Below are 15,552 nucleotides of genomic sequence, written 5' to 3'. Positions count from 1 at the left end.
TTCCCGGCTTTCTTTTCGCCGCGGATTATCAACCGGGGCCTAAAGGACTTGCATCCTTTTCCATGCAATGGCCCCGACGACAGAGCAACCGATTGAAAAATATATGAAATTTCTGATTTCGGGCTGGCAACCCTGATCAATTCCACATGCAATCGCGACGATGACAGGACGCTTGCCAAGCAAGGCCGCACCCGCGTAGCCTTGTCATCGGGAAAGCCCGCGTTCCTCTACGCCGCATCGGGGATCGCAGAAAAAAGGGCGGAGGTAAGGTGGCGGAATTTGCACGATGGGAATTTCCTTTCTACTGATCGGGGAAACGGTAGAACCGCGCGACATGCGCCAGATCGCGCCCGGTGATATCGGGTCTGCGGCAGAAGGACGGAAATGACCACACCGCTGCTGAAAATCGACGGCTTGACCAAGGCCTATCCCGGCGTGATTGCCAATGACACCGTGTCTTTCGAAATCGGCAGCGGAGAGGTCCATGCGCTTCTTGGCGAAAACGGCGCCGGCAAATCGACGCTGGTCAAGATGATCTATGGGCTGGTGAAACCCGATAGCGGGACGATGACATTCAATGGCGCGAGCTTCGCACCGCCCGAGCCGCGCGCGGCAAGGGCCGCCGGTGTCGCGATGGTGTTTCAGCATTTCTCGCTTTTCGATGCGCTCAACGTGGCGGAAAACATCGCATTGGGCATGGAAAACCCGCCGAAGCAACGCGACCTGGCCACGCGCATCCGCGATGTGTCGGAAACCTATGGCCTGCCGCTTGACCCCTACCGTGTCGTCGGTGACCTGTCCGCCGGGGAGCGGCAGCGGGTCGAGATCATCCGATGCCTGTTGCAGGATCCGAAACTTCTGATCATGGACGAGCCCACCAGCGTTCTGACCCCGCAGGAGGTCGAAATCCTTTTCGGCACGCTGCGCAAGCTCACCTCCGAGGGGGTGGCGATCCTCTACATCTCGCACAAGCTCGAAGAAATCCGCGCGCTCTGCGATCATGCAACGATCCTGCGGCTTGGCAAGAATGTCGGCACCTGCATTCCGCGCGACACCTCGGCGCGGGAGATGGCCGAGATGATGGTGGGCAGCGCGTTCGAGGCCCCTGCCCGCGCGGGCCGCGATCTGGGCGATGTGGCGCTGGATGTCACGGGGTTGTCGCTCGCCTCGCCCGGTGCGTTTGGCACCGCCCTGAAGAACATCCACTTCACTGTTCAGGCCGGAGAGATCCTCGGGATCGGCGGGGTGGCCGGGAATGGACAGGATGAGTTGCTGGCGGCCCTCTCCGGCGAGTTGCTCAGCGATGCCGAGGCCGTGAAGCTCAAGGGGCAGCCGGTCGGGCGTCTCGGGCCCACCGCCCGGCGCGACAGGGGACTTCTAAGCGCGCCCGAGGAACGCTTGGGCCATGCGGCGGCGCCGGATATGAGCCTGATTGAGAACGCCCTGCTGACCGGGGCGGGTCGCGAGGGGCTGATGAACCGGGGGTTTCTGAAATGGGCCGAGGCGCGCCGCTTTGCGGACCGGATCATCGAGGCATTCGATGTACGCACACCGGGGCCGGAGAACGCAGCGCGCTCGCTGTCAGGCGGCAACCTGCAAAAATTCGTCATCGGGCGGGAAGTGTTGCAACGGCCCGAGGTTCTGATTGTCAATCAGCCCACCTGGGGCGTCGATGCCGCCGCTGCCGCCGCGATCCGGCAGGCGCTTCTGGATCTCGCCGCTGGGGGCACGGCGGTGATTTGCATCAGCCAAGATCTTGATGAGTTGATGGAAATCTCGGACCGGTTCTGCGCTCTGAATGAAGGGCGGCTGTCGGATATCCGGCCCGCGCAGGGGCTCAGCGTGGACGAGATCGGCCTGATGATGGGCGGCGCGCATGGCATGGAGGTGGCGCATGTCTGAGCCGTCGGTATTTGAGTATTTTTGGCAATATGAAAGGGGCAGCGCGTGCTGAGGCTGGAAAAACGCCCGCAGCCATCAGCCTTCTGGTCGTGGCTGACCCCGCTGATCGCCGTCGTGGTGACGATGATCGCGGGCGGGTTACTGTTCGGCCTTCTGGGTAAGTCACCGGTGGAGGCGATCCGGACGATTTTCTGGGAGCCGCTCTTTGGCGAGTTCGCGTTCTACTACCGCCCGCAATTACTGGTCAAAGGCGCGCCGTTGGTGTTGATTGCCATTGGGCTGTCGCTCGGGTTTCGGGCAGGCATCTGGAACATCGGGGCGGAGGGTCAGTATATCATCGGCGCGATTTGCGGCGCAGCGGTGGGCTTGGCGTTCTATCCGATGGAAAGCTGGATCATTTTCCCGTTGATGGTACTTGCCGGGGCGCTTGGCGGTTGGGCCTGGGCGATGGTGCCGGCGCTGTTGAAAGTACGGTTCGGCACCAATGAAATCCTCGTGTCGCTGATGCTGGTTTACGTCGCCGAGCAGCTTTTGGCCGCAATGGCGCTTGGACCTTTGAAGAACCCCGAAGGGTTCGGGTTCCCGGGCAGTCGCAATCTGCAGCAATACCCGTCGGCCCATAATGCGGAGATCATCACCGGGTCGGGCATGCATTGGGGGGTGGTCGCGGCGCTGATCGCGGTGATTTTTGCCTATATCCTGCTCAATCGCCATATCCTGGGTTATCACATCCGCCTGACCGGTCAGGCGCCCCGCGCGGCGCGATTTGCCGGGGTCCGCCCGCGTCTCCTGATCCTCTTTTGCCTCGGGACATCCGGCGCTTTGGCCGGGCTTGCCGGGCTCTTCGAAGTGGCCGGTCCCACCGGGCAGATCAGCATTGACTTCAACGTGGGCTACGGCTTCACCGCGATCATCGTGGCCTTCCTCGGCCGTTTGCATCCGGTGGGTATCCTGCTGGCAGGCTTGCTGATGGCGCTCACCTATATCGGCGGCGAGATCGCGCAATCCAACCTCGGCCTGCCCGCCGCCGCGATCCAGCTTTTCCAAGGCATGCTGCTTTTCTTCCTCCTGGCGGTGGATGTGCTGACGAACTATCGCATCCGGTTCCAGTCGGCGGAGGTGGCGTGATGTTATCTTATTTTACGCGCGCACTACCAATTGCAGGCGGATCGAAGATCAGTCACCGCATCCTCAGCACCAGATACTTCAAACTTTGCCGTCACGGGACTCTGGTTGAAAGGAGTGAATCGTACCAGCAGGCGTTCCGCACCGAAAAGCTGTTTTATCAAAGGAATGGACTTGTTTCCACTCCAGAGACCCAAGGCTTTGTTGTCCGTGCTTGCGTCGAAACTTCGCGACGATGCCGGTTGGTCGTCTATGCGATATTCAACTTTCCCATATCCTTGAAATCCGGAAGCCAAATGACAGTCTGTATTGATAATCAAGCTGGTCGTGTTTTCCAGGCACCGCAACATGAGAACAGCTCTGCTGGGAGTACCAAAGCGATTGCAACCAATGGGCTCGTCAGACGACACCGTGACAAAAACATCGGTTGTGTCTTTGAACTCAGAGGTTTCTCGTTGGATATTCCATTTCCCTCTAAGCGTTGGCAAACTATCAGCCTTCGGCGTCCGGCCACTTTTCTGATCATAGCAAGCAAGTCGATCGAGGTCGTTATTAATTTGCACGCAATCTTGTGCGAATGCCGGGCTTGTGCCGGAAGTACTCACCAAGACACAGATGACAGCCAAAACAGGCTTCGAAACTATAGTCACCAAGAAACCTCAAAGTTGAATTTTTTAAGGGATAAACATTTCTGGGCAGAGTTTGTCCAGAGTGGGTCGCCACTTCATCGCAACTGGAATCTGTGATGGATCTGTCGTCAATCAACCCGACCCTCCTATTGGCCTCGCTGATGGTCGCTGCGACACCAATCCTGATTGCCGCGCTTGGTGAACTTATTGTCGAGCGGGCGGGTGTTTTGAACCTCGGGGTCGAGGGGATGATGATCACCGGGGCGATTTGCGGGTTTGCGGTCGCGGTTGAGACCGGATCGCCGATGCTGGGGTTTGTCGCAGCGGCCGTGGGCGGCGCACTCCTTTCTTGCCTCTTCGCGATCCTCACACAGTTTGCGCTCGCCAATCAGGTGGCGAGCGGTTTGGCACTCACGCTTTTCGGCCTGGGGCTGAGTTCGTTGATGGGGCAAGGTTATGTGGGAATCAAGCCGCCGCCCACGGCCAAGCTCGACATCCCGCTCCTTGGCGACATTCCCGTGCTAGGGCCGATCCTCTTTTCCCATGATATCATGGTCTATGTGGGCCTCGCACTCGTGCTCGCGATCTGGGCCTTCCTGAAATACGCGCGTGGCGGGCTGGTTCTGCGCGCTGTGGGCGAAAATCACGATGCGGCCCATGCGCTTGGCTACAAGGTGGTGCGCGTGCGGGTCATGGCGATCCTTTTCGGCGGCGCCTGCGCGGGCCTCGGCGGCGCATATATCAGCCTCATCCGCGTGCCCCAATGGACCGAAGGCATGACCGCCGGCGCGGGCTGGATCGCGCTGGCGCTGGTCGTCTTTGCAAGTTGGAAGGCGGGCCGGGTCCTGCTCGGTGCCTATCTTTTTGGCGGTGTCACGGTTTTGCAGCTCAATCTGCAGGCGGCAGGGGTTGATATTCCGGTCGAGTATCTTTCAATGTCGCCCTATCTCATCACCATTCTGGTGCTGGTCATCATGTCGGCGGACCGCTCACGCGCGCCGGCCTCGCTTGGCCGCATCTTTCACGCCTCGGGCTGAGGCCCGCAACAAAGTAAAACAGGGAGACTTGCATGAAACTGACAAACCTTTTGACCAGCGTCGCGCTGGCCATGGGCCTGGCGACGGGCACCTTGGCACAGGACAAGACCAAAGTGGGCTTCATTTACGTAGGGCCGATCGGTGACGGCGGCTGGACCTATGAACATGACAAGGGCCGTCTTGCGGTCGAAGAGCATTTCGGCGATGCGGTTGAGACCGTCTATCAGGAAAGCGTGCCGGAAGGTGCCGATGCCGAACGCGCGATCACGCAGATGGCGCTGCAGGGCGCGGACCTGATCTTCACGACCTCCTTTGGCTATATGGAGCCGACGCTGAGCGTGGCGGGCAAATTTCCGGATGTGAAATTCGAACACGCCACCGGCTACAAGACCGCGCCCAACATGTCGGTCTATTCCGCGCGTTTCTACGAAGGCCGCGCGGTGCAAGGTCATATCGCGGGCAAGATGACCAAGTCGAACATCATCGGCTACATCGCCTCCTTCCCGATCCCCGAAGTGATCCGGGGCATCAACTCAGCCTATATCCACGCCAAGAAGGTCAACCCGGATGTCGAGTTCAAGATCATCTGGGCCTACACCTGGTTCGATCCGGCGAAAGAGGCCGATGCCGCCACGGCGCTTATCGAACAGGGCGCTGACGTGATCTTGCAGCACACCGACTCCACCGCCCCGCAGGCCGCGGCCGAAAAGGCGGGCAATGTGATCACCTTCGGCCAGGCCTCGGACATGGGCGAATACGCCCCCCTGCCCCGCGTGAGTTCGATCATCGACAACTGGGCGCCCTACTACATCGCGCGGACGCAGGCAGTGATTGATGGTAGCTGGGAGACCGTGAACACCTGGGACGGCATCAGCACCGGCATGGTCGAGATCGGCGAGATCAGCGATGCGGTCCCGGCGGATGTGAAGGAAGAGGCGCTGGCTATGGTCAAGGCCATCGGCGCGGGTGAATACCACCCCTTCACCGGCCCCCTGAAGAAGCAGGACGGCAGTGACTGGCTTGCCGAGGGCGAGGTCGCTGATGACGGCACGCTCGCCGGTATGAACTTCTATGTCGAGGGACTTGAAGGCGACATTCCGCAGTAAGACGGATCAGCTTTGCAATCGAAAGCCCCCGCCGTGACGCGGGGGCTTTTTCATTTCCGGTCGCATATGGTGGCGTGACGATCAGTGACCACCGCCACCAAGGCCCACGCCCGAAATCAACGTCCCCCAGACCTTGAGCCGGAGCCCCACCGCCTTGACCACACCGGTCGCCGCGATGATGTGGCCGAAGACGCCGCTGAGGTTGTTGGTATAGGTCTGCACGATGCAGCCCGAGCCGTCGATCATGATGTCTTCATGCTCGGGGTGTTCCAGTTCGAAATAGACCAGCAATGACCCCCGCGCTGCCGCCTTTTCGAGATCGTGCAGCTTGCCGCCCGGCACCACCTGCCCCGCCGCGATGGCCGGTTGGATCAGGGCCACCTTGGCGGGCAGGACCGTGTTGCGGAACGACAGGTTCACGTTGCTGTCACAGGCGATCTCTGCGGGCATGCCGTCATAAAGCGTAGCGCGCGCCACCTGCGAGAACCCCGCCGTCAGGCGCAGCGGGAAATCCGCAGGCCGGTCGGGGATGATGACCATCGCCGGGCTCAGGATAAGCTGCGACGCCGGACTGCCGACATTGAGCGAAAGCTGCGTTACCGTGCCGTCGGTGAAGGACCGGACCTCTGTCCGCTGCAACGCGACCTGCGCGCTTTCGACCGCGGCATCGGCCACGGCCCGCTGCGCCGGAATGGTCTCTTCCAGATCGGATTTCGCGAGGTCCACCTGCGCCTGCGCGGCGGCCAGGGCGGCCTCCGCAGAGGTGACCGAGGCTTCGAGCTTGCGGACGTTTTCCTGCGCGCCGACATTCTTCTCGAAAAGGGTGACCGCGTTATCCAGATCGACCTGCAATGTTCCGAGTGAGGCTTCGGCCTCGACCACGGTGGATTGCGCCACCAGAAGTGCGTCTTGCGCCTTGGTTTCCGCCGCCTGCAACTCCAGGAGTTTCGCCTCGGCCTGGGCCAATGCGGCCTTCTGGCTGCTGTTTTCGATCCGGAAAAGCAGGTCGCCTGCCGCCACGCGCTGCCCGTTGATGACGCTCACCTCGGTGACCGGGCCGCTGGTTTGTGCGACGACAGACACCGTGCGGAACGGCAGGAGGCCTGAATAGGATTTCGGGTGGAAATAGAAGATCATCAGGAAGAGGAAAAACGCCATGCCAAGCCACAGGAAGACGGCGGATTTCATGTTCCAGACGGTCAGCGCCTCGCCCCGGCGTCGCAACTGAAAATAGCGGATGATGACCGGGAAGGACGTCAGGAGAAGCTCAAACATTCTTCGGCTCCTCGGGTACGGTCTGCTCAACGGTCAATGGCGGCTCTTCTCCGGTGGGCGACGGTCCCGCGCTGGCCTCCCGCTCCAGATGGAAACGCGACCAGTCCGCCATGAGCGCAATCAAAATGGCACTCAGCGGCAGGAGGATATTGAAATGCCCAAGCGGGAAGATTTCGTACAAAAGCGCAATGGTCAGCATCGTCGGGATGGTTTTGGCCAGGGGAGTTCCCTTGGACTGATGCTCGGCCCAGCGATCGAAGGCGGCATAAAGCACCACGACGCCATAAATCGCGAGCAGCAGAAACGCGAGTGACAGCCACGCGAAACTATCGGACTCCCCGGGGCTTACAAACCATGACGGCACCGCATGCCCGTGCCCGCTCTCGCTCGCCATTCCCTGTTCCCCCTTTGGATTAGCTCAGTCTTGCAAGATGTATCTTGGGTTGATTGCCATGTCCAACCTGACCGTCACCACGCCGATGATTTCAGGCCGTCCCGGGGTGAGGCGGTGGCAACAAAAAACCCCGGGATCTGGTCCCGGGGGTTATTGATCGAGGAAAGCGGTCTTGGGACGTCAGGCACAATCAGGGCGATACGCCCGTGCCTGCGCCGTGGGGTGCGGCAGCCCGGGATAAGCGCAGCGTTTGGGCGAGATATGCGGAAAGATTTCCATCAGTTCCTCGCGCGCGGCCACGTCCATCTCGGCAATTGCCTTGGGGGACGGGCGGAAACTTTCGACCGGCAAGCCTTCGGCGCAGAAGACCTCCTGATTGTCGAAAATGAGGTTGTAGTAGGTCACGCTATCGGTCGGCGTTTCGACAAAGGCATCATCGCTGACCATGGCCAGCGCGCCCACCCGCATCAGGCAGGACTGCTCGTCGGCGACGCCGGAAATCCGGTAGCCTGGGATCAGGGCACGATGACCACAGGAAATTCGCAGGTCGCGTGCTGGCATCATCGGTCCAACGGCGCGCGGCTTGAGCCGGACCGGGGCCAGTTCGGGCCGGTCACGCATTTCGGCCACCGTCACGGTCCGGGTCCAAATCATCCGTACCGGTTGCAGACCGTTATCGCGGGTCACCACCATGTCACCGGGATGCAGGATATCCACGTGGCGCGCGCCAAGCGGTGTCCGCACGTTCGCGTCGCCGCATAACCCGGTCAGATAACGCCGATCCGTCTTCAAACTTGCCGATAGCGATGTGGCAAAACCCATGGTCCACTCCTCAACTTCCCGTCCACACCTAACACTTCAAGGTTAATACGCCGGAAATTGGGTCCGAGTGTGGACAGAATGTGACACTTGGTGCGAAACCCGGGGCTTGGGGAAAAAACTAAGGACAATTCAAGCCACTTAGGGTGCGGACACCTCCGATACCCGGCGCGCCGAACCAGCCAAAATGACAAAAGATATGAAAAATTTGGATCAAAATCCGCAATTTGACGGCGGGCTCCGCCACATCTGCTTAACAAGGTGAGGCTTTTCCTTTGGCGTTGTCCGTGGCAGGCTGAAGACAGCATCCCGGTTGCGAACGCGCGTCATGACAACGAACACATCTCTGCCCAGGAATGTCTCGGTCGCCGAACGGCGCGCCGATGGCCGCCTGCATGCTCCTGCCGCCGAACGCAACGCGCAGGCCATCACCGATCTTCTCCGTTCCGTGGCCCCGCAATCCGGGCGCGCACTCGAAATCGCGAGCGGCACCGGGCAGCATGTCGCGGGCTTTGCCGATGCCCTGCCCGGCCTGACCTGGCAGCCGACCGAAATAGATGCCGAACGGCGCAAAAGCATCGACAGTTGGACCGGTGGCCGCCCGAACGTCCGCCCCGCGAAGCATCTGGATGCGACAACGCCCGGTTGGTCGGAGAGCCATCCGGGACAAGACCTGATCCTGGTGGTCAATCTGCTGCACCTGATCACGACAGCGCAAACCCGAACGGTCATCACCGAAGTCTCGGACGCAATCACCCCCGGTGGGCGGTTCCTGATCTACGGCCCCTTCCTGCGCGATGGCCGCGCCACGTCGGAAGGGGATGCGCGTTTCGATGCAAGCCTGCGCGCGGCCGATCCCGCCATCGGCTACAAGGACGTGGATGATGTTCGGCAATGGCTGGCCGATGCCGGGATGACCCTGACCGACAGCGTTGACATGCCCGCCAACAATCTGACCCTTGTCAGCAAAAAACCATAGAGGTCCGCAGATGCCCCGAGCCGTCTATCTCCTCCTTTGCAGTCTGATCGCCTGCAGCCTGACCTTTCCGGCCCTGGCCCAGACGCCCGCCGAAGCCGGAACGCCCGCTGCGGTCCGTTTTGGCGACAACAAACCGGTCAAATGGCAGGGGCGTGCGCCGAACCGTTACCCGGTGCACGGCATCGACGTGGCCCGTTTCCAGGACGAAATCGACTGGCGCAAGGCGCGGCGCGCCGGGGTCAGCTTCGTCTTCATGAAGGCGACGGAGGGCGGCGATCTGCTTGATCCGCGTTTCAAGGATAACTGGCGCGGGGCCAAACGGGCGGGCATCCCGCGCGGCGCCTATCACTTCTACTATTTCTGCACCCCGCCCGAGGTGCAGGCACGCTGGTTCATCCGCAACGTGCCGCGCACCAAGGGGACGCTGCCGCCGGTGCTGGATATGGAATGGAACCCGTTTTCGCCCACCTGCGCCAAGGTCCGCCCGCCGGGCAAGGAAGTCCGGCGCCAGATGAAGGTCTTCATGGATACCGTCGAACGCCGCTATGGGCAGCGCCCGATCATCTATACCACCCCGCAATTCTACAAGGATGCCGGGCTGCACCGGTTAAGGGGCGAAGAATTCTGGCTGCGCAGCACCGCCAAGACACCGGACAAGGCATTTCCCGGGCAAGGCTGGAGCTTCTGGCAATATAGCGGCACCGGCGTGATCGACGGGATCGCGAAAGAAGTCGACCTGAATGTCTTTGGCGGGAATGCCGACGAATGGGTGCGTTGGCTCAAGGCGCGGCGTCGTTAGGGCGGATGGCACAATGGCTGTCCTGACCAAGCGAGGTAACGCCTCTACGGTGATACCCGCGCGCGCCCGATCCGCGCCCAGAGCCTGCCATCGGTGATCGCGAGGCCAATCGCGATGAGCCCAAAGCCAATCCATGCCTCCCGCCCCAGCGTTTCGCCCAGGATGCCTGCACCCAGCGCAATGGCGAAAGGCGGAATGAGCAGCGTGACCAGCATCAGGTTGGCCGCCCCGGCGCGCACGAGGATCTGAAAGTACAAGAGATAGGCCAGCGCCGTCGAAAACACCGCCACCGCCAACAGCGACCCCCAGACCGGGATCGACAGATCAAACCGCGGCATGCCGTCATGCAGAAGCGCCACCGGGATCATCAGGACGGTACTGCCCATCAACATGCCCAAGGCGTTCATCTGCGGCGGGATCCCGGCCAGGGCGACCTTGCCCCAGACACTGGCAAACGCATAGGAGAGCGCCGCGCCCAGAATGGCCAGTTGCGCCAGGCTTCGCGGATCGAGACCCGAAAGCGCATCCACCCCCATGATCGCCGCAACCCCGGCCAAGCCGAAGAGCGCGCCCAGTATTTTTCTTGCGTTCAACGGCTCATCCTTGAGCAGGAGCCCCGCCACCACCGCCCCGAACACGGCCGTGGTGCCGTTCAGGATCGAGGCAAGGCCGCTTTCGATCTGCGTCTGCCCCCAGAAAATGAGCGAAAACGGGATCGCGTTGTTGAGCGCGCCCATCACCAGGTAAGCGCCCCAGATGCGCGGACTGCGGGGCCATTTGATCCCCTGCCACCAGATCACCGCCATCAGTACCGGCACCGCCCAGAAGACGCGGTGCAGCGTGATGGTCAGCGGCGGCACCTCGGCCAAGGCAACCTCGGCAAAGAAGAAAGAGCCGCCCCAGACCGCCGCCAACATGACGAGCAGGAAAGCGGCAACGGGAGTGATCTGGGGCGGTGCAGTTTTGGCCATGCACCATCCTTTGACACGACTTGCCCATCAGTACGATCCGTTTCTTGCTATTTCTCGCACCGGCCACACAGACGGGATACCGACTTCAGTCGTACTTCCGCCAGATCGCCCGCTGATTGTAAGCTGCAACAGACGCGCGAGCTGCGCCGAGCCAGGCCGAGAGGTCTCCCGGCGCCTTCCGCTCCATTGGTATCACGTGATCTTGTTTTGTTAGGCGCATGCCGGGACGTCGGTTTCCGGTCGCATCAGCGCAATAGAGAAAAACATTTGGGAGGAAATCATGAAACACTTGTCTTGCATGGGCGCAGTACTGGGCCTGATCGCGACCCCGGCCCTGTCCCAGTCGAATCTGGAAAAATTGGGGGCATTCAAGGTCACCGGCACCAAGGATCATGTGTTTGTCGAACAGAATGTACCCGAGGCAGACAGCATCCGCACGGTGCTGGACGGGATCAAACTGCCCGAAGGCTTCAAGATCGAGCTTTACGCGCTGGTGCCCGACGCGCGGCATATGACGATGGCGCCACAGGGGACGGTCCTTTTCGTGGGCACCAAGAAATCCAAGGTCTGGGCAGTGATGGATCGCAACCGCGACCGCGTGGCCGATGAGGTCAAGGATTTCGCGCCCAGCCTGGAATTCGACGTGCCCAACGGCGTGGCCTTCACCAAGGACGGGTTTCTTTACATCGCGGAACGCAACCGCGTGCTGATGTTCCCCGCCGCAGAGTTCTTTCACGAAAGCCCAGATGTCGTGGCGGTTCCCGTCGTGCCCGAGGGGCAACTGATCCCGGTCGAGGAAGAAAGCTACAACCACACCGCGCGGGTCATCAAGGTCGGCCCGGACAACAAGCTCTATATCTCTTTGGGTCAGCCCTTCAACGTCGTCCCTGAGGAAAAGATCGAGCTTTACAACGAAACCGGGATAGGTGGGATCATCCGGATGGATCGCGATGGCTCAAACCGCGAGGTCTATACTTACGGGGTGCGCAACTCCGTCGGGCATGACTTTCACCCCGCAACCGGTGAGTTATGGTGGACCGACAACCAGGTCGACGGCATGGGCGATGACATCCCCCCGGGTGAGCTGAACCGTCAGACCGATGCCGGTCAACATTTCGGCCATCCCTGGTTCGGGGGCGGCACGGTGCGCACGAATGAGTACGAAGGTCAGGAAGTGCCCGTTGAGGTGGTGCATCCCGTGGTCGAAACCATTGCCCACGCGGCGGATCTGGGCATGACATTCTACACCGGCAAGATGTTCCCGGAGAAATACAAGAACGCGATCTTCTCGGCGCAACATGGGTCCTGGAACCGGACCGAACCGGTGGGCGCGCGGGTCATGGTGACCTTCATCGACGACGAAGGCAATGCCACGATGGAGCCGTTCGCCGAAGGCTGGATCGACGAAAATGGCGAGTATGATGGACGTCCGGTCGACGTGGCGCAGATGAAGGATGGCTCTCTCCTGGTCTCGGACGATTTCGCCAATGCGATCTATCGGATCAGCTATTCCGAGTAAGTGGCACGGGCTGGCCGGGCGCGCGTCCGGCCAGCCCCCGAAAGGAGATCGCAAATGATGACACGCTGCCTCGTCCTAACGGCGATGACCCTGGCCCTGCCCGGCTCTTCCCTTGCCGCGGATGCCGACAATGGGCGTGTCCTGGCGCGGCAGTGTTCGGTCTGTCACGGCAAGACCGGCATGTCGACGGATCCCGAAGTGCCGAACCTCGCCGGTCAATCTGCGCTTTACCTGGAAAAGAGCATGAAGGACTACCGCGACGGGCGGCGCGAGGACAGGCGGATGAGCCTGATTGCCGAACCGCTCGGCGATGAAGAGATCTGCGATCTCGCGGCCTGGTACGCCTCTATCGAGGTGACCGTCATTATGCCCGAGTAGGGCTCAGAACGGGATATCCTCGGTGCCGGTCACAAACCGGGCGACGACATGCTTGGTCCCCGCCTTCTCAAACGCGATTTCGAGCTTGTCCCCCTCGATCCCGATGATCGTGCCATAGCCGAATTTCTGATGGAAAACGCGCTCGCCCATGGTGTGGCTGCTGATCGCCTCGGCGTCGATCACCTGGTGACGGCTCTCGGCAGGTTGTGAGACCGGGCGTTGCCCCGCCCGCGATTGCAGGCGCTTCCAGCCGGGCGAGTTATAGACATTCGCCTCCGCCGCGCGGGTCTCGATGCTGCTTTCCATACCCGTCGCACCATAGCCACCGCCGTAGAGGCCGGGCGGGGTGAGGATATCGACATGCTCTTCGGGTAACTCGTCGATGAAACGAGAGGGCATCGAGGATTGCCATTGTCCGAAAACCCGCCGGTTGCCCGCAAAACTGATGGTGCAGATCTCCTCGGCCCGGGTGATGCCCACATAGGCGAGCCGCCGCTCCTCCTCGACCCCTTTGAGGCCGCTTTCGTCCATCGAGCGTTGCGACGGGAAAAGCCCATCCTCCCACCCCGGCAGGAACACGGTCGGGAATTCCAGCCCCTTGGCAGCGTGCAGCGTCATGATAGAGACCTTGTCTCCGTCGCTATCCTGCTCATTGTCCATGATAAGGCTCACATGTTCAAGGAAGCCTTGCAGGTTCTCGAATTGCTCCAAGGCCTTGATGAGTTCCTTGAGATTCTCCAGCCGCCCCGGCGCCTCGGGCGTCTTGTCGTTCTGCCACATTTCGGTGTAGCCGCTCTCATCGAGGATGATCTCGGCCAGTTCCATATGGGTGATCTGCTTATCACCGGTCATCCGGCCCCAACGCGCCACCCCATCAAGCAGCTTGCCAAGCTCCGTGGCTCCCTTCCCGGTCAGCCCCTTCTCCTCCAACAGGATGCGCGCGCCGTCGATGAGCGGGACGCCATTGGCCCGCGCCGCCATCTGGATCTTCTGCTGCGCCTTGTCGCCAAGGCCGCGTTTCGGGGTGTTCACGATCCGCTCGAAGGCCAAATCGTCCGAGGGCGAGGTGACCAGCCGGAAATAGGCCATCGCATCGCGGATCTCCATCCGCTCGTAAAACCGCGGCCCGCCGATCACGCGATACGGCAACCCGATGGTCAGGAACCGATCCTCGAAAGCGCGCATCTGGTGGCTGGCGCGAACGAGAACTGCTATTTCATTGTAGCTAAATCGATAGAAGGCTGGTTCCAAAGGCTTATCGGCATCCGAATAGCCCTTTAGCCGCCATACCAAGTTCAGTGTTTTGAAGTCATGATAGGGAAAGTTCTGTTTTTTCAGTTGGCTTCCCAACTGATCCAGCGTTGTTACTCCGTTAAGGCTACCTCGTTTTGCGAGACGTTCGAACTCTTGAACAATATCGCGAGACCTTGGATTGGATCTGCGCTTAGCTAAGGACGAAGAACCGTCATACAGAGTCTCGATCTCCTCACCGATCCACCGCGCTTCTTCATCGCCATCCCAGTGCCCTATTAAGCGGACTTTTTCACCCTCCACTTCCTCGGTCCAAAGTTCCTTGCCCAAACGCCCCTTGTTGCCCGCGATCACACCGCTGGCAGCCGCCAGGATATGCGGCGTCGAGCGGTAATTCTGCTCCAGCCGTACCACATGCGCGCCGGGAAAATCCTTTTCAAACCGCAGGATATTGCCCACCTCGGCCCCGCGCCAGCCATAGATCGACTGATCGTCATCACCCACGCAGCAGATATTCTTATGCGCCCCGGCCAGAAGCCGCAGCCAGAGATACTGCGCGACGTTCGTATCCTGGTACTCGTCCACGAGGATGTAACGGAACCAGCGTTGGTATTGCTGCAAGACGTCGTCATGGGTCTGGAAGATCGTGACCATGTGCAACAGCAGATCGCCGAAATCGACCGCGTTCAGTTCCCGCAGGCGGGTCTGGTAGAGCTTGTAGAGCGCGGGCGCCTTGCCGTCATAGGCCCCGGCCTCGGATGCGGGTACATTATCCGGCGTCCAGGCGCGGTTTTTCCAGTTGTCGATCACACTTGCCAACGCCCGCGCGGGCCAGCGTTTATCGTCGATATTTGCCGCCGCCACGAGTTGCTTCAGAAGGCGCAGTTGATCGTCGGTGTCGAGAATGGTGAAATTCGATTTGAGGTCCACCAGTTCCGCGTGACGCCTCAGAAGCTTGACGCAGATCGAGTGGAAAGTCCCCAGCCAGGGCATCCCCTCAACCGCCTCGCCCAGCATCCGGCCCACGCGCTCTTTCATTTCGCGCGCGGCCTTGTTGGTAAAGGTCACAGCGAGGATTTCATTGGGTCGCGCGGTGCCCGTGTTTAGCAGATGCACGATGCGGCTGGTCAGGGCCTTGGTCTTGCCCGTCCCGGCCCCGGCCAGCATCAGGACCGGGCCTTCCAATGTCTCAACCGCCTTGCGCTGCTCGGGGTTCAGCCCCTCGAGGTAGGGCATCGGGCGTGCTGCCATGGCACGGGCGGCCAGGGATGCACTCTCAAATGCGTCGGAATCGTCAAAACTGCTCATGGCTCGCAGATTAACGCGACCTTACCAAAAGGGAAAGAGACGTTCGCAGAATGTTCCGCC

At 60.8% G+C, this 15,552-nt stretch carries 14 protein-coding genes; 8 read left to right on the top strand and 6 right to left on the bottom strand.

What is annotated here, in order from left to right:
* Positions 1 to 384: 384 nt before the first annotated feature.
* Positions 385 to 1,902, top strand: a complete 1,518-nt coding sequence (locus tag RBB29_RS18260) for an ABC transporter ATP-binding protein (RefSeq protein ID WP_306115762.1) — start codon at positions 385 to 387, stop codon at positions 1,900 to 1,902.
* Positions 1,903 to 1,947: 45 nt separating this feature from the next.
* Positions 1,948 to 3,030, top strand: coding sequence for an ABC transporter permease (locus RBB29_RS18255; RefSeq protein WP_306115761.1), 1,083 nt, complete (start codon positions 1,948 to 1,950; stop codon positions 3,028 to 3,030).
* A 23-nt stretch (positions 3,031 to 3,053) separates the two neighbouring features.
* Here the strand turns inward: RBB29_RS18255 and RBB29_RS18250 are convergent, their stop codons facing one another.
* Positions 3,054 to 3,677, bottom strand: a complete 624-nt coding sequence (locus RBB29_RS18250; RefSeq protein ID WP_306121197.1) for a type VI secretion system-associated protein TagO — start codon at positions 3,675 to 3,677, stop codon at positions 3,054 to 3,056.
* Between the two features lie 95 nt (positions 3,678 to 3,772).
* On the opposite strand from RBB29_RS18250, the gene RBB29_RS18245 reads away from it, so the two are divergent.
* Positions 3,773 to 4,693, top strand: a complete 921-nt coding sequence (locus tag RBB29_RS18245; protein ID WP_306115759.1) for an ABC transporter permease — start codon at positions 3,773 to 3,775, stop codon at positions 4,691 to 4,693.
* A 32-nt stretch (positions 4,694 to 4,725) separates the two neighbouring features.
* Positions 4,726 to 5,799, top strand: a complete 1,074-nt coding sequence (locus RBB29_RS18240) for a BMP family ABC transporter substrate-binding protein (protein ID WP_306115758.1) — start codon at positions 4,726 to 4,728, stop codon at positions 5,797 to 5,799.
* Positions 5,800 to 5,880: 81 nt separating this feature from the next.
* Here RBB29_RS18240 and RBB29_RS18235 read toward each other — a convergent pair whose 3' ends face one another.
* The 3 genes from RBB29_RS18235 to RBB29_RS18225 all read right to left on the bottom strand — a co-directional run bounded on the left by RBB29_RS18235 (position 5,881) and on the right by RBB29_RS18225 (position 8,290).
* The gene (locus RBB29_RS18235) at positions 5,881 to 7,074 is read right to left on the bottom strand and encodes an HlyD family secretion protein (RefSeq protein WP_306115757.1); all 1,194 of its coding nucleotides are present in this window, start codon (positions 7,072 to 7,074) and stop codon (positions 5,881 to 5,883) included.
* Positions 7,067 to 7,468, bottom strand: coding sequence for a hypothetical protein (locus RBB29_RS18230; RefSeq protein ID WP_306115756.1), 402 nt, complete (start codon positions 7,466 to 7,468; stop codon positions 7,067 to 7,069). Before RBB29_RS18230 ends, RBB29_RS18235 begins: the two co-directional genes overlap by 8 nt.
* Positions 7,469 to 7,648: 180 nt before the next feature.
* The gene (locus RBB29_RS18225; protein ID WP_306115755.1) at positions 7,649 to 8,290 is read right to left on the bottom strand and encodes a Hint domain-containing protein; all 642 of its coding nucleotides are present in this window, start codon (positions 8,288 to 8,290) and stop codon (positions 7,649 to 7,651) included.
* A gap of 325 nt (positions 8,291 to 8,615) precedes the next feature.
* On the opposite strand from RBB29_RS18225, the gene RBB29_RS18220 reads away from it, so the two are divergent.
* Together RBB29_RS18220 and RBB29_RS18215 are read left to right on the top strand one after the other, a co-directional pair.
* On the top strand, positions 8,616 to 9,266 hold the full coding sequence (locus RBB29_RS18220) for a DUF938 domain-containing protein (protein WP_306115754.1): 651 nt from the start codon (positions 8,616 to 8,618) through the stop codon (positions 9,264 to 9,266).
* Positions 9,267 to 9,276: 10 nt separating this feature from the next.
* Positions 9,277 to 10,065, top strand: a complete 789-nt coding sequence (locus tag RBB29_RS18215) for a GH25 family lysozyme (RefSeq protein ID WP_306115753.1) — start codon at positions 9,277 to 9,279, stop codon at positions 10,063 to 10,065.
* A 44-nt stretch (positions 10,066 to 10,109) separates the two neighbouring features.
* Here the strand turns inward: RBB29_RS18215 and RBB29_RS18210 are convergent, their stop codons facing one another.
* Positions 10,110 to 11,036 (bottom strand): DMT family transporter, encoded by a 927-nt coding sequence (locus tag RBB29_RS18210; RefSeq protein ID WP_306115752.1) that lies wholly within the window; start codon positions 11,034 to 11,036, stop codon positions 10,110 to 10,112.
* A gap of 280 nt (positions 11,037 to 11,316) precedes the next feature.
* Here RBB29_RS18210 and RBB29_RS18205 point away from each other — a divergent pair, with 280 nt between their 5' ends.
* Positions 11,317 to 12,555, top strand: coding sequence for a sorbosone dehydrogenase family protein (locus RBB29_RS18205; protein ID WP_371931522.1), 1,239 nt, complete (start codon positions 11,317 to 11,319; stop codon positions 12,553 to 12,555).
* A 54-nt stretch (positions 12,556 to 12,609) separates the two neighbouring features.
* Positions 12,610 to 12,933 (top strand): cytochrome c, encoded by a 324-nt coding sequence (locus RBB29_RS18200; protein ID WP_306115751.1) that lies wholly within the window; start codon positions 12,610 to 12,612, stop codon positions 12,931 to 12,933.
* Between the two features lie 3 nt (positions 12,934 to 12,936).
* Here the strand turns inward: RBB29_RS18200 and RBB29_RS18195 are convergent, their stop codons facing one another.
* Positions 12,937 to 15,492, bottom strand: a complete 2,556-nt coding sequence (locus RBB29_RS18195) for an ATP-dependent helicase (protein WP_306115750.1) — start codon at positions 15,490 to 15,492, stop codon at positions 12,937 to 12,939.
* Positions 15,493 to 15,552: the final 60 nt, after the last annotated feature.

The sequence above is a fragment of the Roseovarius sp. MMSF_3359 genome, assembly GCF_030733385.1.
In the GTDB taxonomy this organism is placed as follows: domain Bacteria; phylum Pseudomonadota; class Alphaproteobacteria; order Rhodobacterales; family Rhodobacteraceae; genus Roseovarius.
The sequence above is the reverse complement of the archived record's forward strand: the minus strand, read 5'-3'. Positions and strand labels throughout refer to the sequence as shown.

Excerpts from the sequence above, each read along its gene's own strand:
- RBB29_RS18260 (WP_306115762.1), top strand. The coding sequence starts at position 385 with ATGACCACACCGCTGCTGAAAATCGACGGCTTGACCAAGGCCTATCCC.
- RBB29_RS18245 (WP_306115759.1), top strand. The coding sequence starts at position 3,773 with ATGGATCTGTCGTCAATCAACCCGACCCTCCTATTGGCCTCGCTGATG.
- RBB29_RS18240 (WP_306115758.1), top strand. The coding sequence starts at position 4,726 with ATGAAACTGACAAACCTTTTGACCAGCGTCGCGCTGGCCATGGGCCTG.
- RBB29_RS18235 (WP_306115757.1), bottom strand. The coding sequence starts at position 7,074 with ATGTTTGAGCTTCTCCTGACGTCCTTCCCGGTCATCATCCGCTATTTT.
- RBB29_RS18230 (WP_306115756.1), bottom strand. The coding sequence starts at position 7,468 with ATGGCGAGCGAGAGCGGGCACGGGCATGCGGTGCCGTCATGGTTTGTA.
- RBB29_RS18225 (WP_306115755.1), bottom strand. The coding sequence starts at position 8,290 with ATGGGTTTTGCCACATCGCTATCGGCAAGTTTGAAGACGGATCGGCGT.
- RBB29_RS18220 (WP_306115754.1), top strand. The coding sequence starts at position 8,616 with ATGACAACGAACACATCTCTGCCCAGGAATGTCTCGGTCGCCGAACGG.
- RBB29_RS18215 (WP_306115753.1), top strand. The coding sequence starts at position 9,277 with ATGCCCCGAGCCGTCTATCTCCTCCTTTGCAGTCTGATCGCCTGCAGC.
- RBB29_RS18210 (WP_306115752.1), bottom strand. The coding sequence starts at position 11,036 with ATGGCCAAAACTGCACCGCCCCAGATCACTCCCGTTGCCGCTTTCCTG.
- RBB29_RS18205 (WP_371931522.1), top strand. The coding sequence starts at position 11,317 with ATGAAACACTTGTCTTGCATGGGCGCAGTACTGGGCCTGATCGCGACC.
- RBB29_RS18200 (WP_306115751.1), top strand. The coding sequence starts at position 12,610 with ATGATGACACGCTGCCTCGTCCTAACGGCGATGACCCTGGCCCTGCCC.
- RBB29_RS18195 (WP_306115750.1), bottom strand. The coding sequence starts at position 15,492 with ATGAGCAGTTTTGACGATTCCGACGCATTTGAGAGTGCATCCCTGGCC.